This is a genomic window from Pseudomonas putida, from assembly GCA_029953615.1.
GTDB lineage: Bacteria > Pseudomonadota > Gammaproteobacteria > Pseudomonadales > Pseudomonadaceae > Aquipseudomonas.
In genome coordinates this window covers 926128-949728 of the sequence record CP124529.1, presented here as the reverse complement: position 1 = coordinate 949728, position 23601 = coordinate 926128, and the positions used below count along the sequence as shown (strand labels likewise).

The 23601-nt window shown below is 62.6% G+C and carries 17 protein-coding genes, 2 tRNA genes and 2 pseudogenes; 12 read left to right on the top strand and 9 right to left on the bottom strand.

The genetic code is table 11. From position 1 onward, the window contains the following. The first annotated feature begins 18 nt into the window (after nucleotides 1-18). The 3 genes from QIY50_04360 to QIY50_04350 are packed head-to-tail and all read left to right on the top strand — an operon-like array spanning nucleotide 19 to nucleotide 3356. The gene (locus QIY50_04360) at nucleotides 19-864 is read left to right on the top strand and encodes a DUF6502 family protein (GenBank protein ID WGV21485.1); all 846 of its coding nucleotides are present in this window, start codon (nucleotides 19-21) and stop codon (nucleotides 862-864) included. Further along, nucleotides 861-2552 (top strand): DUF5666 domain-containing protein, encoded by a 1692-nt coding sequence (locus QIY50_04355; protein WGV21484.1) that lies wholly within the window; start codon nucleotides 861-863, stop codon nucleotides 2550-2552. Before QIY50_04360 ends, QIY50_04355 begins: the two co-directional genes overlap by 4 nt. A gap of 54 nt (nucleotides 2553-2606) precedes the next feature. Then, on the top strand, nucleotides 2607-3356 hold the full coding sequence (locus QIY50_04350) for a hypothetical protein (GenBank protein WGV21483.1): 750 nt from the start codon (nucleotides 2607-2609) through the stop codon (nucleotides 3354-3356). Nucleotides 3357-3547: 191 nt separating this feature from the next. Here the strand turns inward: QIY50_04350 and rimO are convergent, their stop codons facing one another. Then, nucleotides 3548-4888 (bottom strand): 30S ribosomal protein S12 methylthiotransferase RimO, encoded by a 1341-nt coding sequence (rimO, locus tag QIY50_04345; GenBank protein ID WGV21482.1) that lies wholly within the window; start codon nucleotides 4886-4888, stop codon nucleotides 3548-3550. A 235-nt stretch (nucleotides 4889-5123) separates the two neighbouring features. Between rimO and QIY50_04340 the strand changes: the two genes are divergently transcribed. Continuing rightward, nucleotides 5124-7034, top strand: coding sequence for a potassium transporter Kup (locus QIY50_04340; GenBank protein WGV21481.1), 1911 nt, complete (start codon nucleotides 5124-5126; stop codon nucleotides 7032-7034). Between the two features lie 177 nt (nucleotides 7035-7211). Here QIY50_04340 and QIY50_04335 read toward each other — a convergent pair. From QIY50_04335 to QIY50_04320, 4 genes and pseudogenes are all read right to left on the bottom strand, one after another. Then, a pseudogene (locus QIY50_04335) lies at nucleotides 7212-8505 on the bottom strand (AcvB/VirJ family lysyl-phosphatidylglycerol hydrolase). Beyond that, nucleotides 8505-11147, bottom strand: a complete 2643-nt coding sequence (gene mprF / locus QIY50_04330) for a bifunctional lysylphosphatidylglycerol flippase/synthetase MprF (protein WGV21480.1) — start codon at nucleotides 11145-11147, stop codon at nucleotides 8505-8507. Before mprF ends, QIY50_04335 begins: the two are co-directional and overlap by 1 nt. Before the next feature lie 260 nt (nucleotides 11148-11407). After that, nucleotides 11408-11484: transfer RNA gene (locus tag QIY50_04325), tRNA-Met, on the bottom strand. 134 nt (nucleotides 11485-11618) lie between these two features. Next, nucleotides 11619-11695: transfer RNA gene (locus QIY50_04320), tRNA-Met, on the bottom strand. 222 nt (nucleotides 11696-11917) lie between these two features. On the opposite strand from QIY50_04320, the gene dinB reads away from it, so the two are divergent. Next, nucleotides 11918-12976 carry a DNA polymerase IV gene (gene dinB, locus QIY50_04315; protein ID WGV23001.1) on the top strand — a complete coding sequence of 353 codons (1059 nt, stop codon included), beginning with the start codon at nucleotides 11918-11920 and terminating at the stop codon, nucleotides 12974-12976. Between the two features lie 156 nt (nucleotides 12977-13132). Here dinB and QIY50_04310 read toward each other — a convergent pair whose 3' ends face one another. The 3 genes from QIY50_04310 to QIY50_04300 all read right to left on the bottom strand — a co-directional run bounded on the left by QIY50_04310 (nucleotide 13133) and on the right by QIY50_04300 (nucleotide 17248). Beyond that, nucleotides 13133-14086, bottom strand: a complete 954-nt coding sequence (locus tag QIY50_04310; protein ID WGV21479.1) for a hypothetical protein — start codon at nucleotides 14084-14086, stop codon at nucleotides 13133-13135. 20 nt (nucleotides 14087-14106) lie between these two features. Continuing rightward, nucleotides 14107-15822, bottom strand: coding sequence for a proline--tRNA ligase (locus QIY50_04305; GenBank protein ID WGV21478.1), 1716 nt, complete (start codon nucleotides 15820-15822; stop codon nucleotides 14107-14109). A gap of 160 nt (nucleotides 15823-15982) precedes the next feature. Continuing rightward, nucleotides 15983-17248 (bottom strand): OprD family porin, encoded by a 1266-nt coding sequence (locus tag QIY50_04300; protein ID WGV21477.1) that lies wholly within the window; start codon nucleotides 17246-17248, stop codon nucleotides 15983-15985. Between the two features lie 692 nt (nucleotides 17249-17940). On the opposite strand from QIY50_04300, the gene QIY50_04295 reads away from it, so the two are divergent. Both QIY50_04295 and QIY50_04290 read left to right on the top strand, forming a co-directional pair. Beyond that, on the top strand, nucleotides 17941-18360 hold the full coding sequence (locus tag QIY50_04295) for an HIT domain-containing protein (GenBank protein ID WGV21476.1): 420 nt from the start codon (nucleotides 17941-17943) through the stop codon (nucleotides 18358-18360). A gap of 1 nt (nucleotide 18361) precedes the next feature. Further along, nucleotides 18362-18568 carry a SlyX family protein gene (locus QIY50_04290; GenBank protein ID WGV21475.1) on the top strand — a complete coding sequence of 69 codons (207 nt, stop codon included), beginning with the start codon at nucleotides 18362-18364 and terminating at the stop codon, nucleotides 18566-18568. A gap of 55 nt (nucleotides 18569-18623) precedes the next feature. Here QIY50_04290 and QIY50_04285 read toward each other — a convergent pair whose 3' ends face one another. Next, nucleotides 18624-19217 (bottom strand): cold shock domain-containing protein, encoded by a 594-nt coding sequence (locus QIY50_04285; protein WGV21474.1) that lies wholly within the window; start codon nucleotides 19215-19217, stop codon nucleotides 18624-18626. 281 nt (nucleotides 19218-19498) lie between these two features. Here QIY50_04285 and QIY50_04280 point away from each other — a divergent pair, with 281 nt between their 5' ends. The 5 genes and pseudogenes from QIY50_04280 to QIY50_04260 all read left to right on the top strand — a co-directional run bounded on the left by QIY50_04280 (nucleotide 19499) and on the right by QIY50_04260 (nucleotide 23569). Next, entirely contained in the window at nucleotides 19499-19972 is a 474-nt protein-coding gene (locus QIY50_04280) for a Dps family protein (GenBank protein ID WGV21473.1), read from the top strand. A gap of 219 nt (nucleotides 19973-20191) precedes the next feature. Further along, nucleotides 20192-20521 (top strand): ribbon-helix-helix domain-containing protein, encoded by a 330-nt coding sequence (locus tag QIY50_04275; protein ID WGV21472.1) that lies wholly within the window; start codon nucleotides 20192-20194, stop codon nucleotides 20519-20521. Nucleotides 20522-20613: 92 nt separating this feature from the next. Then, nucleotides 20614-20835 carry a zinc ribbon domain-containing protein gene (locus QIY50_04270; protein WGV21471.1) on the top strand — a complete coding sequence of 74 codons (222 nt, stop codon included), beginning with the start codon at nucleotides 20614-20616 and terminating at the stop codon, nucleotides 20833-20835. A 95-nt stretch (nucleotides 20836-20930) separates the two neighbouring features. Beyond that, nucleotides 20931-22708, top strand: a pseudogene (gene aspS / locus QIY50_04265) (aspartate--tRNA ligase). Nucleotides 22709-22822: 114 nt separating this feature from the next. Further along, nucleotides 22823-23569 carry a YebC/PmpR family DNA-binding transcriptional regulator gene (locus tag QIY50_04260; GenBank protein ID WGV21470.1) on the top strand — a complete coding sequence of 249 codons (747 nt, stop codon included), beginning with the start codon at nucleotides 22823-22825 and terminating at the stop codon, nucleotides 23567-23569. Nucleotides 23570-23601: the final 32 nt, after the last annotated feature.

The following is a 23601-nucleotide window of genomic DNA, read 5'->3' as shown; positions in this document are numbered from 1 at the left end:
TGTCAAGGAATGCGCTCAATGCAATCGCCTGCCATCCCCCCTTCGATGTTAAGTGCACTGCGGCGCGTCATGCGTCCGCTGGTGCGCCTGATGCTGCGCAAAGGGGTCACCTACACGATGTTCGCCGACCTGCTCAAGGAAGTGTTCGTCGATGTGGCCCATCGCGAGTTTCGCCTGGACGGTACCGTGCCGACCGACAGCCGTATCAGCCTGCTCACGGGCGTACATCGCAAGGACGTTCGGCGTTTGCGCAGCGAGGGGGGGACATCGCTTGTCGCGCTGCCGGAAAACATCACGTTAGGTGCGCAGCTGGTCAACATGTGGACCACTGGCAAGCCGTTCTGCTCGGAGCCTGGCCAGCCGCTGCCGTTGCCGCGCCTGGCGAGTGTCGGCGGCGATCGCTCCTTCGATGCCCTGGTAGCGAAGATCAGTACCGACATTCGCGGGAGGGTGGTGCTGGATGAGTGGTTGCGCCTGGGTATCGTCCGGCTCGACGAACAGGACTGTGTCCACCTGGAAGCCCAGGCATTCGTGCCGCAGAAGGGCTTCGATGAAAAGGCCGCGTACTTTGGCCACAACCTGCATGATCATGCCTGCGCAGCAGTGCACAACCTGAGCGGGGAAGGCCAGCCGTTCTTTGAACGCAGCGTGCACTACGACGCCTTGAGCCCGGCCAGTGTCGACCATCTGCGTGAAGCGGTGGACAAGGATGGCATGCAGATGCTGCTTGCCTTCAGCCGGCTTGCATCAGACCTGGAAGATGCCGAAGTGCCCAGTGCCGGGCAGCGTCAGCGCATCACTGTCGGGCTTTATTTCTACACTGAAACCACCGACTCCGATTTGTCGAAGACACCTGACCCATGACCTCCCTCGCGCGCTGCCTCAGTGTCGTCGCACTGGCCCTGGGTTTCGGGCTGAACCTGGTGGCGCCTGCCGAGGTGGCCGCAGCACCGGTGTGTGTCAGCCGTGACGAAGTGGGTATGGCGGGGGCAGCGGGCTTGCAGTTTCCGGGTGGCATGGGTGGCACCGGGGCCAGGACTGGCGGTGTCGGCGGTACAGGCGTACGCAGTGAAAACGGTGGTGTGGGTGGCACCGGTGCGCCGCAGCCGCAGCGTCCCGGTGGCACAGGCGGGACCGGTGCGGTGGCCGACGGTGTGGACGGTAACTTTATCGATCACGGTGGTGTCGGCGATACCGGCGCGCCGATCCTGCGCCCGGGCGGCAGCGGTGGCACAGGCATCGTCGGCACCATCACCGGGTTCGCTTCGATCTGCGTCAATGGCCTTGAAGTGCACTTCGGCAAAGATGTGCCGGTGAGTGAAAACGGTGCGCCTGCCAGTAGCGCTCACCTGGCGATCGGGCAGGTTGTCGCGGTGGAGGCATTTGCCGGCAAACGCGGCCTGCAAGCAGGGCGCATCTCCATCCTCAACGTTTACGAAGGGCCACTGACGGCACTGCCCAATGCTTCGGCCCCCCTGCGGGTCATGGGCCAACCGGTGCGCCTTGCTGCTGGGGCACGGGTGGCCGAAGGGCTGCGCCCGGGCGAACCGGTCAGGGTCAGTGGCTTGCGCGATGCCAGAGGCGAAGTGGTAGCCAGCCGTATCGAACGGGCGCCTGGGCTCAGGGAAGCCAGTGCCATCGGTGCGGTTGATCGTACCGGCAGCCTCCAGGGGCTGAAGCTGGGAACCCGCGTGGCACCCGCACGGGAAGTGCTGGTGCGTGGGCAGTGGACCGGGCGTCAGCTGGAAGTGGCGCAAACCCGCCCAGACCCGAGCCTGCCTTTTGCTGGCCGTGTACAGGCGGCGGTGATCGAGGGGCTGGTACAGCGCAGCCACGCTCAACAACTGGTGGTAGCAGGGATCAAGGTGACGCTGGGGCAGGGCACCGTGATCGTCGGCAAGCAGTCCGCGGCATTTACGCTCGATCAACGTGTGCGGGTGAGCGGGGTGTTCAGTGGCAAGCACGAGCTGCGGGCAACCCGCGTGGAGTTCGATGGCGACCGTGCCGATAACCCGGACAGAGGGCACTCGGGGCGGGGCAGCGAGCATGGGACCAGTGACGCTGAAAGCGCCAGCAATAGCGGGCATGGCGGGCGCGATTCGACCAGCGTTCGCCTTGAAAGCAATGACGATCACAGCGGGCACGGTGGCGTTGACGGCTCCAGTGGTCGTGACAGTACTGAAAGCCTGGACAAGTCCGGGAGGTCAGAACATGTCGACAGCGTGGAGCAGCCCGAGAGCAGCAACAGTGGACGCTCTGGTCGGGTAGAGAGGGTCGAGCTTGAGCGGGTGGAAAAAGTAGAGAAGGTTGAAAAAATACAGAAACCAGAAAAAGTAGAGAAAGTAGAAAAAATCGAGAAAGTAGAAAAGCCCGAGAAGCCCGAGAAGCCCGAAAAGGTCGAGAAGGTCGAGAAGGTCGAGAAGGTCGAGAAGCCTGAGAAAGTCGAGAAGGTAGAAAAACTCGAGAAGGTAGAAAAAGTCGAAAAGGTCGAAAGACCCGAGACAATAGAGAAAACTGAAAAAGTGGAGCATCCAGAGCGATCCGGGCATTAGGCAACTAGGCTGGGTAAGTGCCATCACGCTTCCCGCCGGGATACCGAGGTGCAGATGAGACCCACGCTCCCTCTTTTCGCCTGCTTGCTGTCATGCGCCAGCGCGTCGGCCCTGGGCGATACCTTCAGCGCCGCCATAGGCATGGACTATTCAAGTGGTGACTATGGCACCGGTACCACCTCGGAAATCTGGTACGTCCCCGTGGTCGGCAAGTATGAAACCGGCCCGATGACCTACAAGGTCACCGTGCCCTGGCTGCGTATCACCAACCCTGAAGTGGGGCCCAATGGTGACCCCTTGCCCGGTGGCTGCCGGGATGTGGAAAGCGGGTTGGGAGACACGGTTGCCAGCGCCGGTTATGCGCTGCTAGACGGCAGTGACGGCGGCCTGATGGTGGACCTTATCGGCAAGGTCAAATTCCCCACTGCCGATGAAGACCAGTGTCTGGGCACCGGTGAATACGACTACACCGGCCAGGTCGACATCGCCAAGGCCTTTGGCCCGATGACCGGCTTCGCGACCCTGGGCTGGAAGAAGTTCGGTGACCCGCCCGACAGCGATTTCGACGACCCGATATTTGCCAGCCTCGGCTTCGCCATGCCGGTGGCTGCAGGCACTTCGGCGGGCGCCTCCTACGACTGGCGGCAGAAGGTCGTCTCGACAGGCGCGCAGATCAGGGAACTTACCCTGTTCCTGACGCACAAGCTCAACCAGCAGTGGAAAGTGCAACTCTATGCGGTCAAAGGCTTCTCGGATGCCAGCCCGGACGCAGAGGGCGGTCTGATGCTTTTTCATGCGTTCTGAAGAACAAGCCCTGCCCCGGCAATGCGCGATCCCGGGAGCAACAGTCTTGTGTTGCCTGTCAGGGCCTCATCGCCGGCAAGCCCGCTCCCACAGGTACTGCACAGGCCTGAAGGCAGCGCGGTCGAGGTGGGAGCCGGCTTGCCGGCGATGGGCCGCGAAGCGGCCCCAAATTGCTTGACTGACAGGCTTTGTCAGCGGCCTTGGATGGGTTCAGCCCACATGTCGTATTCGTCGGCATCCACCACGCGGCAACGCACCTTGTCACCCGGCTTGAAGCCGTGGTCGCCATCAATGAACACGCTGCCGTCGATCTCCGGGGCATCGAAGAAGCTGCGGCCAACCGAACCTTGCTCTTCCACTTCATCGATCAGCACGTCGATTTCCTTGCCGATACGCAGTTGCAAGCGGGCGGCGCTGATGGCCTGCTGGTGCGCCATGAAGCGGTCCCAGCGGTCCTGCTTGACGTCGTCCGGCACTTCTTCCAGGCCCAGGTCGTTGGCCGGGGCGCCTTCTACCGGCGAGTACTGGAAGCAGCCCACGCGGTCCAGCTGGGCTTCGGTCAGCCAGTCCAGCAGGTACTGGAAATCTTCCTCGGTCTCGCCTGGGAAGCCGACGATGAAGGTGGAGCGGATTACCAGCTCCGGGCACTGCTCGCGCCAGTTCTTGATGCGCGCCAGGGTACGGTCTTCGAAAGCCGGGCGCTTCATGGCCTTGAGTACTTTCGGGCTGGCGTGCTGGAACGGGATGTCCAGGTACGGCAGGATCTTGCCGGCGGCCATCAGCGGAATCACGTCGTCGACGTTCGGGTACGGGTACACATAGTGCAGGCGGACCCACGCGCCCAGGCTGCTCAGCGCTTCGCACAGCTCGAGCATGCGGGTCTTGACCGGGCGGCCGTTCCAGAAATCGGTCTTGTACTTGACGTCGACGCCGTAGGCGCTGGTGTCCTGGGAAATCACCAGGATCTCCTTGACCCCGGCCTTGACCAGGCGCTCGGCCTCGCTCAGCACTTCGCCGACCGGGCGGCTGACCAGCTTGCCGCGCATCGACGGGATGATGCAGAAGCTGCAGCTGTGGTTGCAGCCTTCGGAAATCTTCAGGTACGCATAGTGGCGCGGGGTCAGCTTGACGCCCTGCGGCGGTACCAGGTCGATCAGCGGGTTGTGGTCCTGGCGTGGCGGCACCACTTCATGCACCGCGTTGACCACCTGCTCGTACTGCTGCGGGCCGGTGACCGACAGCACGCTCGGGTGCACGTCACGGATGCTGCCTTCCTCGACACCCATGCACCCGGTAACGATGACCTTGCCGTTTTCCTTGATCGCTTCGCCGATCACTTCCAGCGATTCTGCCTTGGCGCTGTCGATGAAGCCGCAGGTGTTGACCACCACCACGTCGGCGTCCTCGTAGGTGGGCACGACTTCATAGCCTTCCATGCGCAGCTGGGTCAGGATGCGCTCGGAATCGACCAGGGCTTTTGGGCAACCCAGGCTTACGAAACCAACCTTGGGGGTGGCGGGCGTGGTGGACATGACTAACCTCGGTATTGAATGCAGGTCGCCCGACCGGAATCGGGGGCGATCTTGACGGACGCTTTTGGCGCCTCTGATCAAAAAGTGCGCAATTCTAGCGAGCGCGGGATCGCTTGACCAGCAGAAATGCGACGAACGCTGCGCTATGCTTCGCGCCATTGCGTCGGGGGTATCGGTATCACTTGGCGCATGGGTAATTCTACTGGCCTTGCAAGGCCGTCTGCGGGAGTGGTCGATGGTTCAGGCAAGCAGTCACGCCGAGGGCGGGCACGAGGGGAAGCAGGGCGCGACGCGGTCGCTGAGCCTGCTCGTAGCGGCAGTCGGGGTTGTTTATGGCGATATCGGTACCAGTCCGTTGTATACCCTCAGGGAAGTCTTCAGTGGCGGGTACGGGGTACCGGTCAACCATGACGGCGTGCTGGGGATCCTGTCGCTGATCCTGTGGTCGTTGCTGTGGGTGGTGTCGTTCAAGTACGTGATGTTCATCCTGCGTGCCGACAACCAGGGCGAGGGTGGCACCATGGCGTTGACTGCGCTGGCACGGCGGGCCACGGCGGCCTATCCGAGGTTGCGTACGCTGATGGTGGTGTGCGGGTTGATCGGCGCTTCGCTGTTCTATGGCGACAGCATGATCACCCCGGCGGTGTCGGTGCTGTCGGCGGTAGAGGGCATGGGCCTGGCGTTCGAGGGTATCGACCACTGGGTGGTGCCGATTTCGCTGGTGATACTGGTGGCGTTGTTCCTGGTGCAGAAGCACGGCACCGACAAGATCGGCAAGCTGTTCGGCCCGATCATGGTCACCTGGTTTGTGGCGCTGGGCTCGCTGGGGGTGTACGGCATCTCGCAGAGCCCGGAAGTGCTCAAGGCATTCAACCCGGTCTGGGCAGTGAACTTCTTCGTGGTTCACCCCGGCATGGGTGTCGCCATTCTCGGTGCGGTGGTGCTGGCACTGACCGGTGCCGAGGCGTTGTACGCCGACATGGGCCACTTTGGCCGCAAGCCGATCGCCCGGGCCTGGTTTGCCCTGGTACTGCCGGGGCTGGTGCTCAACTACTTTGGCCAGGGCGCGTTACTACTGCAAGACCCCGAGGCGGCACGTAACCCGTTCTACCTGCTGGCGCCGGGCTGGGCGCTGCTGCCGATGGTCGGTTTGGCTACCATGGCCACGGTGATCGCTTCGCAGGCGGTGATCTCAGGGGCGTTCTCCCTGACCCGCCAGGCCATTCAGCTGGGCTACATTCCCCGGATGCAGATCCAGCATACCTCCAGCGACGAACAGGGGCAGATCTACATCGGCGCAATCAACTGGTCGCTGATGGTCGGCGTGGTACTGCTGGTGGTCGGTTTCGAGTCGTCCGGAGCCCTTGCGGCGGCCTACGGCGTGGCGGTGACCGGTACCATGCTGATGACCACCATCCTGGTCTCGGCGGTGATGCTGCTGCTGTGGAAGTGGCCACCGGTGCTGGCAGTGCCGATCCTGCTGGGCTTCCTGTTCGTCGACGGGCTGTTCTTTGCCGCCAACGTGCCGAAGATCGCCCAGGGCGGTGCCTTCCCGGTATTGGCCGGGGGCGTGCTGTACCTGTTGATGAGCACCTGGAAGCGCGGCAAGCAAATCCTGATGGAGCGTATCGACGAAGGCGCGCTGCCACTGCAGCTGTTCATCAGCAGCATACGCATTCAGCCGCCGCACCGGGTCGAAGGCACGGCGGTGTTCCTCACGGCGCGCTCCGATGCGGTGCCCCATGCGCTGTTGCACAACATGTTGCATAACCAGGTGCTGCACAGTCAGGTCGTGCTGTTGACGGTTGTCAGTGAGGACCGGCCACGGGTACCGGAGCAGGAGCGTTTTGAAGTGGAGGCTTATGGCGACGGGTTCTTCCGCGTGTTGCTGCACTTTGGCTTCATGGACGAACCGGATGTGCCGGCGGCGCTGAAGCTTTGCCACCTGGAAGAGCTGGACTTCAGCCCGATGCGCACCACCTACTTCCTCAGCCGCGAGACCGTGATCGCCTCACGGCTGGAGGGGATGTCGCGCTGGCGGGGCAACCTGTTCGCGTTCCTGCTGAAAAATGCCAACGGCAACTTGCGCTTTTTCAACCTGCCGCTGAACCGGGTGATCGAGCTGGGGACCCAGGTCGAGATCTGAATCTGCGCCAAGGCGCGGTCCCTGTAGGAGCGGCCTTGTGTCGCGATGGGGTGCGAAGCGCCCCCACGATTTGTGCAACGATGCAGAATAGCTGGGGCCGCTTTGCGGCCCTATCGCGACACAAGGCCGCTCCTACATCGACCGCGTCGCTTGTAGGAGCGGGTTTACCAAAGGTTATCAGTTCTGCTCAGCCACACTCGACTTGCCCTGGCGTGTCTCGATCTCGCCGATCAGGCGCTTGGCCAGTGCGGGGTAGTTTTCGTCGAAGTGGTGCCCACCCGGCAGCTTAAGGCGTTCACCCACCGCAGTCTTGTCGGTGCAACCGCTTTCGTCGGCCTCTTCCACGCCATACACGCACACCACCTTGGACGCCGGCAGCCTGGCCATTTCCGGCCCGGTTGGCGCTTCCTGGCCTTCCTTGCCCAGCCAGCCCTCGACTTCGATCTCGAAGCTGCCGCTGCGGGCAAAGGCCAACAGCATCACCGCGTCGATCCGCTGCTGGTCCTCGGCCGGCAGGCGGTTGTAAATCGCCGGCAGCACGTCGGCACCGAACGAGTAGCCGGTCAGCACGAAGCGCTTGGTGCCCCACTTCTGCCGGTAATGCTGCATCAGCTCGGACAGGTCGGCGGCGCTTTGTTCCGGGGTCTTGTGTTGCCAGTAGTAGCGCAGCGTGTCGATGCCCACCACCGGGTAGCCCAGCTTGGCCATTTCACCGGCCACGTCGCGGTCCAGGTCACGCCAGCCACCATCGCCGGAAAGGAACAGGGTAACCGTGTCGGTGGTCTGCCCGGCTGGCACCTCGACCACCGGGATGGCCAGTGCGTTGCCGTCGTGGCCGACCAGGGCCTGGGTCAGTTGGGCCTTGAGCACTTGTGGCAGGTGGATGTCGTAGTCGCTGATACTGGTTTCGGCATTGGCCTGGTCGCGTACGAAGGCAGCGCTGGCGTCATCCGGGTTGTCGTTCCAGGCGACATTCCAGTGGCCATGGGCCGCAGATTTTGGCAGCGGGACCTGGCAGCCAGGTTGTTCCAGGCTGAAGTCCACGGAAATCGCCCGCGCCTTGTCGTTGTTCTGGTTGGCCAGCCAGCGCCAGGCCTGGGCGGCGCCAGGGCCGATACCGGCGACCAGCGTCGGCTTTTCCGACAGCTGGCCCAAGGCCTGGTCCAGGGCCTGTTGCTGCTTGCTGCAGTCGTTTGGGCGGCAGGATCACCTGCACCAGTTGCGCTTCACCGGCCTGGGCCAGGTCCAGCAGCTGCCTGTCGGTCAGTGCCTGGTCCTGGGGCACACCGATGGCCACCCGGGCCTTGGGGTGCACGCCTGGGGTCACGCGGGTGATGCGGGTGTCATTGAGGCTCAGTTGTTCCAGGTGTGCCTCGGGAGCCGGGCGCGTCCACAGCCAGAATGCCAGCGCACCTCCCAGGGTGGCTAACAGCAGAGGAACCAGCAGGTACAGCCAAAAGCGTCGGGTCATCAACGTTTCACCAATCCAGTCAGGCCGCCTGCGATCAGGGCGGCGGTGTCGGCCAGTGCCACCAGCGGGTCGAGCCCGGCCGGCACGGCCATGTAGCGGGGTTCCCAGTCCGGTTGGAATTTGTCCTTGAAGCGTCGAAGCCCCTGGAAGTTGTACAGTTGCTCGCCACGGCGGAACACCATCGAGCCCAGGCGTTGGGTCAAGGGCGCGCCACGCCGCGGTTGCAGGCCGGACAGCGGCACCATGCCCAGGCTGAAGCGGGCGTAGTCATGGTTTTTGTAGTGCAGAATCAGGCCGATCATCATGAATTCCATGGTCAGCTTCGGGGCCTCGGGGTGCGCACGCATCAGGTCGAGGCTGGCCAGTTCGTGGCCATGGGTTTCCAGCAGGTTGGCGAAAGCCACCGGGCGGCCCTGGAAGCGGATCAGGGCAATACGGAAGTGCTGCAGGTATTCAGGGCTGAAGCGCCCCAGCGAGAAGCCTTTCTCGCGCACGTTCTTGCCGCCGAGCCAGGCATCGGAAATTTCCTTCAGTTCTGTCAGCGGGGCATGGCCGGGTTCGTGGATTTCCAGGCTCAACCCGTCACGCCCACCACGGTTCCAGGTGTAGCGCAGGTCCTTCATCTCCTTGCCCTTGGCTTCGAGGTCGAAGCGGCGCAAGTCGACCCGGGCTTCTTCGCCCAGCTTCAGCGCGGTCAGGCCGATGTCCATGTAGAACGGCAGGTTCTCGGCGCGCACCTGGTAGAACACCGGGCGGGCATGGTGCAGGTCGCACAGGTCGCGGAACTGCCAGATCATCTCGGCACGCTCCTGGGCCGGGCCGATCGGGTCGTACAGGGCCACCAGGCTGCGGCCGCGACGGGCATACATGAGGAAGGCGTTGTCGCGAGGATGGAACAGCAATGCCTTGTCGCCGGTCAGGGCCAGGCCGCCATCGGGCTGGTCGGACGCCAGCAGTATGCGGTTGGCACGTTGCAGCTCTTCTTCGTCAGGCAGGTGGATCACCGGCGGTGCCGTGCGCAGCAGCCAGGTCAGGGCCACGGCCGCCAGCAGCAAGGCGCTGCCCATGGCGGCGCGCAGGCCACGCGGGGCGTCGGCATCGAGAGTGAACTGCCACCACAGCTGATGGCTGTAGGGCACATCCTGATAGGCGAACAACAACAGCCAGACCGATGCACCGACCACACAGGCACTGGCCACCAGAAATACTGGCGAGAACGGCAATTCGAGCAAGCGGCTTGGGCGGTAGAAGGAACGGCGGAACAGAGCGAGCAGGGCGGCAGTGAGGGTCAGCAGGCAGGCCTCTTCCCAATCGAAGCCCTTGAGCAGCGACAGCAGGGCGCCGACCAGCAACAGCACGGTAGTCAGCAGCCAGGCGGCGGACAGGCGCCGACGCAGGCCTTGGGCCAGCAGCAGGCAAAGCACGCCGATCAGGCTGGCGCCAAAGTGCGAGGCATCGATCAGACGGTGCGGCACCAGAAAGCCCATGTGTTCCAGGCGCGTGTCGATCTCGGGCGTGGCCCCGGAGAACAGCAATACCACCCCGGACAGGAACACCAGGATCGACAGGATCGGCGCGGCCAGCCCGGAAGCGGCCTTGATCGCCTGTTGCGCGAACAGCAGGCGCCGGGCTTCGTTGGCCAGCAGCAACACGCAGGCCAGCAGCAGCGGCAGCACCACGTAGATCAGCCGATACAGCAGCAGTGCCGCTGCCAATGGCGCCGCGCCGAGCTGGTCGGCAAAAGCCGCCAGCAGGATCGCTTCGAACACCCCGACGCCACCCGGTACATGGCTGAGCACACCTGCGGCCAAGGCCAGCAGGTACACCAGGACAAACGCACCGAAAGGTGGTGCTTCGGGCAACAGCAGGTACAGCACCGTGGCGGCAGCGGCGACATCCAGTGCGGTGATCAGCAATTGCAGGGCGGCCAGGCGTGCGCCCGGCAGGCGCAGTGTGCGGCGACCCAGTTGTACCAGCAGGTTATTGGCCAGTGGTTGTTCAGCCAGGCGCCGGCGGTACAAGCCGAACACCAGCATGCTGCAAACCAGCAGTACGGCTGTGGCGATACCGGCCAGCAAGCCAGGGGCCAAACCCAGTGCAGCCGAGGCTGCCGGCAGGTCGCTCAAGGTCGCCAAAGCCGCCAGTGGCGGCAGCGCGCAGCCCAGTGACAGGCTGGCAAAAACGGTCATCCGTGCCACTTCACCTGCGCCCACCCCCTGTCGTGCATACAGGCGATAGCGCACAGAACCGCCCGAAAGCATCGACAGGCCGATGGCGTTGCCGATGGCAAAGGCGCTGAAGCCGCCCAGCACAAGGCTGCGCGTCGGCAGTTTCACACCGGCATAGCGGCTGGCCGACCATTCGTAACCCAGCAGGATCACGAAACCGAGCACGGTTGCCAGCAAGGCGCCGAGTAGCGACTGTGTCGGCACGCTGAGCATGGCATCGTGCAAGGCATAGATGTCCAACTCGCTCAGCAGGTGGCGGCAGGCGATCAGGGCCATGGTGAACAACACCAGCGTCACTACCAGGCCAATGGGCTGGCGATAGCGGCTCAAGCGTTCGAGCAAGGGCAGGCGTTGCACGGCACCGGGCAGCGCCGAGGCGAGCGGCACCGGCGGTTCGGGGTTGTGCGAAGTCATGGATTGCCCCCGGCATGTAGCGCGAGGTGAGGGGAAGGTGCGGCCAAGTGAAAGTCCCTTAGGAAAACGTATCCAATGTTACTCCGGCCTCGGGCACTTTCAGCGGCCTGGCAGGGTTAAAGATAGTTCATCCTGGGCACGACCTCTCAAGCCTGCGGGTTGGCTGGAGGGCGGGGGCATTGGGGGCGACGAAAAGCAGGAGGGGAAAAGCAACAAACCCCGCGCTGCTGTTACACAGGCGGGGTTCGTTCTGACGAATATGGTTGCGGGAGCCGGATTTGAACCGACGACCTTCGGGTTATGAGCCCGACGAGCTACCAGGCTGCTCCATCCCGCGTCAGTGGGGCGCATTCTACAGCTTTCAGAATGAGCGTCAAGCGCTAGTTGTTGATTTTTTTAATATTTCTACAAGAGCATTATTTGACGCAAAAGAAAAAGGCCACTGTGTGAACAGTGGCCTTTTCTCGAATCTGGTTGCGGGAGCCGGATTTGAACCGACGACCTTCGGGTTATGAGCCCGACGAGCTACCAGGCTGCTCCATCCCGCGCCTGTGAGATCGAATTCTACGGATTTACCGGTTGGGTGTCAAGCTTTTTCCTGAAAAAACCTTTCCTGTTCAAACTCTTAGCGCTTGAATATGGCCCGCAGCTCAGGCGCGACGGGGCTTTCAGGCCGATTATCGAGCAATGCCGCGTACAGGCTGCATCCTCCCGAGGGGGCATGCGATACTATCTGTATGAATTTACAGTGCTGACGGTCATCCATGTCCTTGCGCAAGATCATCCACGTCGACTGCGATTGCTTCTATGCCGCTATCGAAATGCGTGACGACCCGTGCCTGGCCGGGCGGCCCATGGCGGTGGGCGGCTCGCCGGACCAGCGTGGGGTGATCGCCACTTGCAACTATGAAGCGCGTGCCTACGGCGTGCGTTCGGCCATGTCGTCGCGGCACGCACTGAAGCTGTGTCCGGACCTGCTGATCGTCAAGCCGCGCTTCGAGGCCTACCGTGAGGCCTCGCGGGAAATCCACGCGATCTTTCGCGATTACACCGAGCTGATCGAGCCGCTGTCGCTGGACGAGGCCTACCTGGATGTGAGCGACAGCCAATGGTACTCGGGCAGCGCCACGCGCATTGCCGAGGATATCCGCCGGCGCGTCGCGCGCACCCTGCATATCACCGTGTCGGCCGGTGTGGCGCCGAACAAGTTCCTGGCCAAGATCGCCAGTGACTGGCGCAAGCCCAATGGCCTGTTCGTGATTACCCCGGGCGAAGTGGAGGCGTTCATCGCTGCGCTGCCGGTGGCCAGGTTACACGGGGTGGGCAAGGTAACGGCAGACAAACTGGCGCGGCTGGGTATCGAAACCTGCCTGGATCTGCGTGAATGGTCGCGTCTGGCGCTGGTGCGCGAGTTCGGCAGTTTTGGCGAGCGGTTGTGGGGGCTGGCGCGGGGTATCGATGAGCGCGCGGTACACAATGACAGCCGCCGGCAATCGGTCAGCGTGGAAAACACCTACGACACCGACCTGCCGGACCTGGCCAGTTGCCTTGCACGGCTGCCCGAACTGCTGGAAAGCCTCAACGAGCGTATCGCCCGCATGGACAGTAGTTACCGGCCAGAAAAACCCTTCGTCAAGGTCAAGTTCCATGATTTCAGCCAGACCACCCTGGAGCAGGCGGGGGCGGGCAGGGACCTGGAGAGTTATCGGCAGTTGCTGGGGCAGGCGTTTGCCCGTGGAGGCAAGCCGGTGCGCTTGCTGGGGGTAGGCGTGAGGTTGCGCGACTTGCGCGGGGCGCATGAGCAGCTGGAGCTGTTTCCGCCTAAATAAGGAGAGCAGCTTCACGCGGCCCTTGTAGGAGCGGCCTTGTGTCGCGATGGGCTGCGAAGCAGCCCCAGGAGTTCAGCTTTAATGCATGAATTGCCGGGTCTGCTTCGCAGCCCATCGCGACACAAGGCCGCTCCTACAAGGGCTGCGTGATGCTGGTTATTGCGCGCCTGGATCAGCCACCAACCGGCCAGTGGCCTTGGTCAGCGACTGCAGAAACTCCTGCTGCAGCTCCGGGTCGTTGCGGGTCAGTTCGATCAGGCTCTGTTCCATTTCACTGGCTTCCTCTTCCAGGCCCAGTTCGGACAAGCGCTTGACCCGGTGTACCCATTGGCCGACATCGTCATCTTCGAGGTCATCGAAGATCAGTTCATGGGCTTCGAGCAGCTTGTTGCGCAAAGTAGCGCTGACCAGCAGGCTGGCATCGCCACGTACCGCGTTGTCCTCGTCCAGCACCTGCAGGTGCAGGGTACCGATGTGGTTGAGGTTCTGCTCGGAGAACGGGCTGTCGAGCAGGTTCAGGCGCAGCACACCGTTCCTGTCGGTGGTCAGCTCGTGGGTCATCCTGCCGGCCTTGACCTCGACCAGGCGTTCGCTCCAGGGCACGCTGGTAGATTCTTCGCGCTTGCCTTTCTGCACTTCGCTGATCCCGGCCAGGTTCTGCTGGGCACGGCCGTTGGACGGCACGTTCATGAACGGGTTGAGCCCGTCCACACCGTAGCTGAGCCAGTCGTGGGTGATGCTTTCCGGCAGGTTGCCCAAGGCGAAGACGTTGACCACGTTGGCACCGACGCCCGCTACCACCGCCACTGCACCCAGCGGGATCTCGTAAATCTCCCGCCATGGCTGGTAAGGCGTGTAGCGGTCATAGCTGCGGGTGACTTCGAACTCGGTGACTTCGAAGCGCTTCTGCTCATGCACCCGCACACGTCGCTGCGGAAGCTCCATCACCTTCGGCTCGCCGACATCGATCTGCAGGGTGTGCTCGAGCAGTTTGCGCTCGATGCGCTCCTCATGGTCGCTGCGTTGGGACATCTGGTTGGCGCAGCCGCTGACGAGCAGGGCGCCGCACAGTGCGGCGCCCCCCAGGGGAAAGGTACTTCGCTTGAACATGATCACTCGTGCATTGGTTATCAGCGGCGAACGCGGGCCTGCAGGAAGGTCAGCACTTCATTGAGCGGCAACGGCTGGGCGTCCTGCTCGGTGCGGTGCTTGTACTCCAGGTTGCCTTCGGCCAGGCCGCGATCGCTGACGACGATGCGGTGCGGGATACCGATCAGCTCCATGTCGGCAAACTTGATGCCAGGGCTGGTTTTCTTGTCGCGGTCGTCCAGCAGCACTTCGTAGCCGGCGGCCGTCAGCTCGGCGTACAGCTTGTCGGTCGCCTCGCGAACCACATCGGTCTCGTAGCGCAGCGGTACCAGGGCGATCTGGAACGGGGCCAGGGCGTCGTTCCAGATGATGCCCTTGTCGTCGTAGCTCTGCTCGATGGCAGCGGCGACCACACGGGACACACCGATGCCGTAGCAGCCCATGGCCAGGGTTACCGGCTTGCCGTTCTCGCCCAGTACCTGGCACTTCAGCGCCTCGCTGTACTTGGTGCCGAGCTGGAAGATGTGGCCCACTTCGATGCCGCGCTTGATCACCAGGGTACCCTGGCCGTCCGGGCTCGGGTCACCTTCGACCACGTTACGCAGGTCGGCGACCTGTGGAACCGGCAGGTCGCGCTCCCAGTTCACGCCGAAATAGTGCTTGTCGTCGATGTTGGCGCCAATGCCGAAGTCGCTCATCAGGGCAACCGAACGGTCGATCACGATTTCCAGCGGCAGGTTCAGCGGGCCGAGCGAACCGGCGCCGGCACCAATGGCCTCACGCAGTTCGGCGTCAGTGGCCATGACCAGCGGGTCGGCAACCTGTTCCAGCTTGGCTGCCTTGATTTCGTTCAGCTCGTGGTCGCCACGGACGATCAGGGCAACCAGCTTGCCTTCCTCGGCGCCGCGCACGATCAGGGTCTTGACGGTTTTCTCGATCGGCAGGCCGAAGTTTTCCACCAGCTGGGCGATGGTCTTGGCGTTCGGCGTGTCGACCAGGCGCAGCTCCTCGGTAGGGGCCGGGCGCACGGTTTCACGCGGGATGGCCTCGGCCTTCTCGATGTTGGCGGCGTAGTCGGAGCTGTCGCTGAAGATCACGTCGTCTTCGCCGGACTCGGCCAGTACGTGGAACTCGTGCGAGTAGCTGCCACCGATGGAGCCGGTGTCGGCCTGCACCGGGCGGAAGTCCAGGCCCAGGCGGGTGAAGATATTGCTGTACGCCTGGTGCATGCGGTCGTAGGTTTCCTGCAGGGAAGCCTGGTCGGCATGGAACGAGTAGGCGTCTTTCATGATGAACTCGCGGCCGCGCATCAGGCCGAAGCGCGGGCGGATCTCGTCACGGAACTTGGTCTGGATCTGGTACATGTTGAGCGGCAGCTGTTTATAGCTGGACAGCTCGTTGCGGGCCAGGTCGGTGATGACTTCTTCGTGGGTCGGGCCGACACAGAAGTCGCGCTGGTGGCGGTCCTTCAGGCGCAGCAGCTCGGGGCCGTACTGCTCCCAGCGGCCGGATTCCTGCCACAGTTCGGCGGGCTGGATGCTGGGCATCAGCACTTCCAGGGCGCCGGCGGCGTTCATTTCCTCACGCACCACGGCCTCGACCTTGCGCATCACCCGCAAGCCCATCGGCAGCCAGGTGTACAGGCCGGAGGCCAGTTTGCGGATCATGCCGGCACGCAGCATGAGCTGATGGCTGATGACCACTGCGTCGGCAGGGGTTTCTTTCTGGGTGGCGAGCAAATATTGACTGGTGCGCATGGTGAGCCGTGTCGATTGCCTAAGACATTGAAATGACCCCGCATTGTACGGGGGCGAAACGAAGGCGTACAGGATGCCCCAGGGCGTGACGCTTGTCAGCCAAGAAAAAGCCCGGCGTGATCGCCGGGCTTTTTCAGGTGCGGGGCACTGCAAGCCAGGCTTACAGGATGCTCAGCGGGTACTCCACGATCAGGCGCAGTTCGTCGATCGATGGGGAATCGTAGTAGGTGCCATCGGAAGAACGGTAGGTAGCCTGACGTACGCGGAAGCTCAGGTCTTTCGCCGGGCCGCTCTGCAGCACGTACTTGATATCCACGTCGCGTTCCCATTCCTTGCCGTTGCTGGTGCTGGCGACGTTGGCGTCGGTACCGCGGACATAACGGGTCATGAAGGTCAGGCCCGGGATGCCGTATTCGGCAAAGTTCAGGTCGTAGCGAGCCTGCCAGGATTTCTCGTCTTCGGCGTTGAAGTCGGAACGGGCCACGGAGTTGGCCAGGAAGATGGTGCCGCCACCGTCGATACCATAGCCATAGTCGCCGTCGCCGGTGACTTTCTGGTAGGCCAGGGTGAAGGTGTGAGCGCCGATGTTGTAAGCGCCCGACAGGCTGAACGCGCGGTTGTCCAGCTTGTCGCCATCGAACGCGCGGTACTCGGCCGAGCCTTCGCTCTTGGTGTCATAGATGTTGAAGTCGAACACCAGGCCTTGCTTGTCGGAGATCGGCAGTGCCCAGTTGACGTTGGCGTAGTACTTGCGCCAGTAGTCTTCAACCTTCGAGTAGTACAGGCTGGTGCTGAGGTTGTCGGTGAAGGCGTAGGTACCACCGACCACGTTGGCTTCCTTCAGGTGGAAGCTGTCGCGGTCGGTCTGCTCCTGGGCGGTCAGGCTGGTGAAGTGACCAGCGTGCAGGGTCAGGCCCTCGATCTCGTTGCTGGTGATCAGGGTGCCCTGGGCGATTTCCGGCAGCAGGCGGCTGTCGTCGGTGGCGAAGACCGGCAGTGCGGTGAACTGGTCACCCACTTTCAGCACGGTGTCGGAGATGCGGAACTTGACCGCGCCGCCGCCCTTGGAGTAGTCATCCTGCGAACGGCCGTCGGAGCCGGTCGGGAACAGGCCGGTACCGGCGCGGCCCTTGCCGCTGTCCAGTTTCAGGCCGAGCATGCCGATGGCATCGACACCCACACCCACGGTGCCTTGGGTGAAGCCGGACTCGAAGGTGCCGAGGAAGCCCAGGCCGGTTTCTTCGCGACGGCTCTGGCCGCCTTCGTTGTTACGGAAGTCACGGCTGAAGTACAGCATACGGGTCTTGACGTTCAGCTTGCTGTCTTCGATGAAACCTTTGGACTCGTCCTGGGAAGAGGCCACTGCCAACTGCGAGGTCCCTGCCGCAACGGCCAGGGCGATCATGCTCCACTTCATCACGCGCATCGTGATTTGCTCCTTTGGTTTTTAGGAAGAGTACCGCTGCGTCCAAGTCTTTTAGTTATATGGTGCAGCTCTTTCTTGTTATGTCGGCGAAAATGTATAGCACGCTGACTGTTGTTAGCGATATGGGTATAAACATCCTTTGCGGAACTTTTTCACCCTGTCGCTTTCAGGTATTTCCATGTCGCAAATCACGCCCCGGTTTAAGGGCCGTACAACGCCAGCGCTGTTCCTGCCACCGTAATCAACCTGTAACTACCGATTCCGGCGGGTGGAACTCCCTGGTAACCAATGCCGCTGTTGTTATTTGTCGCGTACACCTGCCACTGCAGATGTCGTGCCGACTTGGCGTGAAAGGAATGCAACAAGCGTGCTCAAAATTCGCAACGCTTCATGAAATTTTCACAAAACCCGCTACCGGGGGTCGGAAAGTGCCGTAAACACGGGGCGGGAGCGACCTGGCCATGTATTGCGGACGAGAATCATTAAAAATTGGAAAGCTGTCATGAAAGTCAATGTGTTACCGCAACTTGTTCATGCAGCGTCACTTGTGGGGTGGCAAGTGTGGTGAGAGGTGTGCCGGCGGCCTCATTTTGGTGCGAAAAGTAGCGCTGTGTTACCGGGAGCGTGCAAGGTATCCTTGCAGGCCTGTTTTCCGCGTGAAGCGGGTTGGTTCTGCCTGAAGGAGATTTGCCGTGTTCGTCCTCGATTCGCGTTTGCAGCAGGATTCGCTGGTGCTGGGGGAATTTGCGCTGTGCCAGTTGCTGCTGAGCAAGGATGCCAACTATCCATGGTTCATCCTGGTGCCCAAGCGCGCCGGCATCAGCGAACTGTTCGAACTCGATGCTGCTGCGCAGCAGCAGTTGTGGCAGGAAACCACCCGCTTGGCCGAAGCGCTGAAAGCCAGTTACGGCGCCGACAAGATGAACGTGGCGACCCTGGGCAATGTGGTAAGCCAGTTGCACATGCACGTGATCGTGCGCCAGCGCGACGACGCCGCCTGGCCGGCACCGGTGTGGGGCAAGTGCCCGGCGCTGGCCTACACCGACGATCAGGTGCAAGCCATTCGCCAGCGCCTGCGCGGGCTGCAGCTCGCCGGTTACCAGGAGGCCTGACATGTCGCTTGAATTGCGCGTGGTCGAACTGGAAACCCGCCAGGCGTTCCAGGATGACACCATCCAGGCGCTGAATGATGTGGTGGTCGAGCAGGGGCGAGTGATCGAACGGCTGCAGTTGCAGATGGCCGAGCTGATCAAGCGTTACGAAGAAATGGTTGGCCAGTACGGCAGCGAAGGGGACGAGGCGCCGCCGCCTCATTATTGATCCTTGTGTGGGCGGGCACGCTCGCTCCCACACAAGGATGGTTGTGCAAATGCAGTCAGCGGCGTGTTACCGCAACCACATCTTCGGCCTGCAGGCCCTTGTCGCGGTGCATCACGGAAAACTCCACGCGCTGGCCTTCGACCAGGATGCGGTGGCCCTCGCCGCGAATGGCGCGAAAGTGCACGAAGATGTCATCGCCCGAGTCGCGGGAGATGAAGCCAAAGCCTTTGGATGTGTTGAACCACTTCACGGTACCGGTATCACGATTGCCGGTATCCTGCGCCGTGTGCTGGCCAGCGCGCGCCTTGCGCGGGCTGCGGGCAAAGCCCACGGCCAGGTGCACGGCCACGGCCAGCGCCGCGCAGACCAGTGCAGCCAGGTTGCCCATTTCCGGGCGGGCCAGCAGTGTCAGGGTCTGCAGCACCACGGCTACTACCAGCAGGGCGCAGGCCAGGTGCTGCAGCTGTTGCCGTGCACCACGGTAGTACAGTGGCACGACCGGGGCCAGCACCAGGTTGAGCAGGCCGAGCAGGGCCAGGTAGACCGCGTCGGGTTGTTGCAGGAAAGGTATCGCATCAGTTTTCAGGCTGGGCATGAGCGATAGCAGCAAGGCTGCCACGCCCGTCACCAGATGGACGATCTTGAACATGGGGTTGGCTCACAGTTGATAAGGCCGATCACAGGAAGAGCTGGCGGCACGGTGCGCATGAGGTGTAGGGCGCGAACACGTGACAGGCCAGCCTATGCACCCGGCAATTGCTGTCCGCACGGGTGGCACCCTGCCTATTTAACAGTAAAGCTGCAGGCTACTCAAACCGCAGGCCACGAGGCGCGATGTGTTGCGCCATGTCACAGGCGGCGTACACCAAGTGTTGCTACAGTGGACGGCACCCGCTTGGGTCTCAAGCCTTATGGAAAAAGGGGAACTTCATGGCAATCGATATCGGTATCAGTGAAGAAGATCGCAAGTCCATCGTTGATGGGCTGTCCCGTCTGTTGTCGGATACCTACGTGCTGTATCTGAAAACCCATAACTTCCACTGGAATGTCACCGGTCCTTCGTTCCGCACGCTGCACCTGATGTTCGAAGAGCAGTACAACGAACTGGCGCTGGCGGTGGACTCGATCGCCGAGCGCATCCGCGCCCTGGGCTTCCCGGCACCGGGGTCCTATGCATTTTATGCACGACACTCCTCGATCAAGGAGGAAGAAGGGGTGCCGCCTGCCGACGAGATGATCCGCCAGCTGGTGCAGGGCCAGGAAGCCGTGGTGCGTACCGCGCGCAGTATCTTCCCGGTGGTGGACAAGGTCAGTGACGAGCCGACCGCCGACCTGTTGACCCAGCGCATGCAGGTGCACGAGAAAACCGCCTGGATGCTGCGGGTGCTGCTCGACGGCGAGTAAAAGGCTGTCATGTAACCCTGTGGGAGCGGGCACGCCCGCGAAGAATCCAGCACGGTGGTTGGCACCGGCTCCGCCGGTGTTCGCGGGCTCGCCCGCTCCCACAGGGTCCGCCTCGTGCGTAACAATCAGTGTTTGTGCAGGAAGATTTTGCCGCTGCTTTAAGCTCGCCCGTCAGCGCTTCATAGGCCACCTGGTACCTGTGACGAGGAAGTGTGGCGCATGATGCAAGCAAGCAAACGTGTGGCTGGCCAGGGGCGCTGGCCGGGAAAACAGTGCATCGATCCGTTCAAGGCGGATTTCGATATGTTGCAGACCCGGCCCGTGTCACGTTCGGTGCGGCTCAACGGCTTTTCCACCTGCCTGCGGCTGGAGGCCGTCTACTGGGGTATCCTGGAACGCATTGCCGCAGCCAACCGCTGTTCGGTCAGTGCGGTGCTGTCTTATGTGGACCGCGAGGTGCACCTGCGTCAGGGTGGAGTGCGCAACTTCAGCGGGCTGATCCGGGTGATCTGCGTCGCCTGGCTTCAGGACCCGCCAAGTGTGCGCTGATCGCCTGCCGGGCTGCGCAGTGCTTGCTAACCATATATAATCCCGCTTTTTGCTGCCCCGGCAGCCAGCGTTGTGGTTGACGAGAGACACCCATGCCCCTTTATGACTATCAATGTGCATCCTGCGAGCACCGCATGGAGGTGCTGCAGAAGATCAGCGCCGCGCCGCTGACCGATTGCCCGGCCTGCCAGGCGCCGGCGCTGAAGAAGCTGCTGTCGGTGCCAGGCTTCCGCCTGAGCGGTAATGGTTGGTACGAAACCGACTTCAAAACCGGGGCGAAGAAGAATCTGGCAGGCGGCGACAAAGCCGACTGAGTTGAATGCTGTGACCGGGTCTTGCAGTATTAGCCCTCTCCGGGCGGCCAAGGCCTCCACCGAATACACGAATCACGAGAAGCGAAACCACCATCATGATGCGCAGCCATTATTGCGGCCAACTGAACGAGAGCCTGGACGGCCAGGAAGTCACCCTTTGCGGCTGGGTCCATCGTCGCCGCGACCACGGCGGGGTGATCTTCCTCGACATCCGTGACCGCGAAGGCATGGCCCAGGTCGTGTTCGACCCGGATCGCGCCGAAACCTTCGCCGCTGCCGACCGCGTGCGCAGCGAATACGTCGTGCAGATCACCGGCAAGGTCCGCAAGCGCCCTGAAGGTGCGGTGAATGCCAACATGGCTTCCGGCGCCATCGAGATCCTCGGCTACCAGCTGAACGTGCTCAACGAAGCGGAAACCCCGCCGTTCCCGCTGAACGAATACTCCGACGTCGGCGAGGAAACCCGCCTGCGCTACCGCTTCATCGACCTGCGTCGCCCGGAAATGGCCGACAAGCTGCGCCTGCGTTCGCGCATTACCAGCAGCATCCGTCGCTTCCTCGACGAAAACGGCTTCCTCGACGTCGAGACGCCGATCCTGACCCGTGCCACCCCGGAAGGCGCGCGTGACTACCTGGTGCCTAGCCGTACCCATGCCGGTAGCTTCTTCGCCCTGCCGCAGTCGCCGCAGCTGTTCAAGCAGCTGCTGATGGTCGCCGGCTTCGACCGCTACTACCAGATCGCCAAGTGCTTCCGTGACGAAGACCTGCGTGCCGACCGCCAGCCGGAGTTCACCCAGATCGACATCGAGACCAGCTTCCTCGATGAAAGCGAGATCATGGGCCTGACCGAAAGCATGATCCGCAAGCTGTTCAAGGAAGTGCTGGACCTGGAATTCGGCGAATTCCCGCACATGACCTTCGAAGAAGCCATGCGCCGCTACGGCTCCGACAAGCCGGACCTGCGTATTCCGCTGGAGCTGGTCGACGTTGCCGACCAGCTCAAGGACGTCGACTTCAAGGTGTTCGCCGGCCCGGCCAATGATCCGAAGTGCCGCGTTACCGCCCTGCGCCTGCCAGGCGGCGCCAGCATGCCGCGCAGCAAGATCGACGAGTACACCAAGTTCGTCGGCATCTACGGTGCCAAGGGCCTGGCCTACATCAAGGTCAACGAGCGCGCCAAGGGCGTCGAAGGCCTGCAGTCGCCGATCGTCAAGAACATCCCCGAGGCCAACCTCAACACCATCCTCGACCGCGTTGGCGCGGTTGACGGCGACATCGTGTTCTTCGGTGCCGACAAGTTCAAGGTGGTCAGCGAAGCCCTGGGCGCGCTGCGTATCCGCCTGGGCCACGACTTCGAGCTGCTGACCTGCGAGTGGGCACCGATGTGGGTGACGTCGACTTCCCGATGTTCGAAGAGAACGAAGACGGCAGCTTCACCGCGCTGCACCACCCGTTCACCGCGCCGAAGTGCACCCCGGAAGAGCTCGAGGCCAACCCGGCCACCGCTCTGTCCCGTGCCTACGACATGGTCCTGAACGGTACCGAGCTGGGTGGCGGTTCGATCCGTATCCACCGCAAGGAGATGCAACAGGCGGTGTTCCGCCTGCTGGGTATCGAGGCAGAAGAACAGGAAGAGAAGTTCGGCTTCCTGCTCGACGCCCTGAAGTTCGGTGCGCCGCCTCACGGTGGCCTGGCCTTCGGCCTGGACCGCCTGGTCATGCTGATGACCGGCGCCCAGTCGATCCGTGAAGTGATCGCGTTCCCGAAAACCCAGAGCGCCGCGTGCGTCATGACCCAGGCCCCTGGCGTGGTCGACGCCAAGGCCCTGCGCGAGCTGCACATCCGGCTGCGCGAACAGACCAAGGTCGAGTAAGCAGTCCCCGGGCGCATCCACATGGATGCGCCTTTGCGTTTCGGCGCAGGCAATTTCCCGTCCCGCCCCGAACAGGGGCGGGGCTGTTTGTGATTCAAAGGATTCGGAGTCGTTATGGCTGGTCATTCCAAGTGGGCAAACATCAAGCACCGCAAAGAGCGCCAGGATGCCAAGAGAGGCAAGATCTTCACCAAGTGGATCCGCGAACTGACGGTCGCTGCCAAGCAGGGTGGTGCTGACCCGGCATCCAACCCGCGGCTGCGCCTGGCGCTGGACAAGGCCTTGGGCGCCAACATGAGTCGCGACATCATCGATCGTGCCGTCGCCCGCGGTGCCGGCACCAACGAAAGCGACAACGTCGAAGAGCTCAGCTACGAAGGTTACGGCCCGGGTGGCGTGGCGATCATGGTCGAGGCCATGACCGACAACCGCAACCGTACCGCCGCCGCCGTGCGTCATGCCTTCTCCAAGTGTGGTGGCAATCTGGGTACCGACGGTTCGGTGGCCTACCTGTTCGAGCGCAAGGGGCAGATCAGCTTTGCCCCGGGCGTGGAAGAAGACGCGCTGATGGAAGCGGCGATGGAAGCCGATGCCGACGACGTGGTGGCCAACGATGACGGCTCGTTCGACGTGTTCACCTCGTTCAACAGCTTCTATGCCGTGCGCCATGCCCTGGAAGAGGCGGGCTTCAAGGCCGCTGACGCGGAAATCGTCATGCAGCCGACCACCAGCGCCGAACTCGACCAGGACGGCGCCGAGAAGGTGCTCAAGCTGATCGACATGCTCGAAGACCTGGATGACGTGCAGAACGTTTACTCCAATGCCCAGATTTCCGACGAGATCATGGAAAACCTCGGCTAAGGTGTCCTGAGCATTCGGGCCAGGCAGGTAGC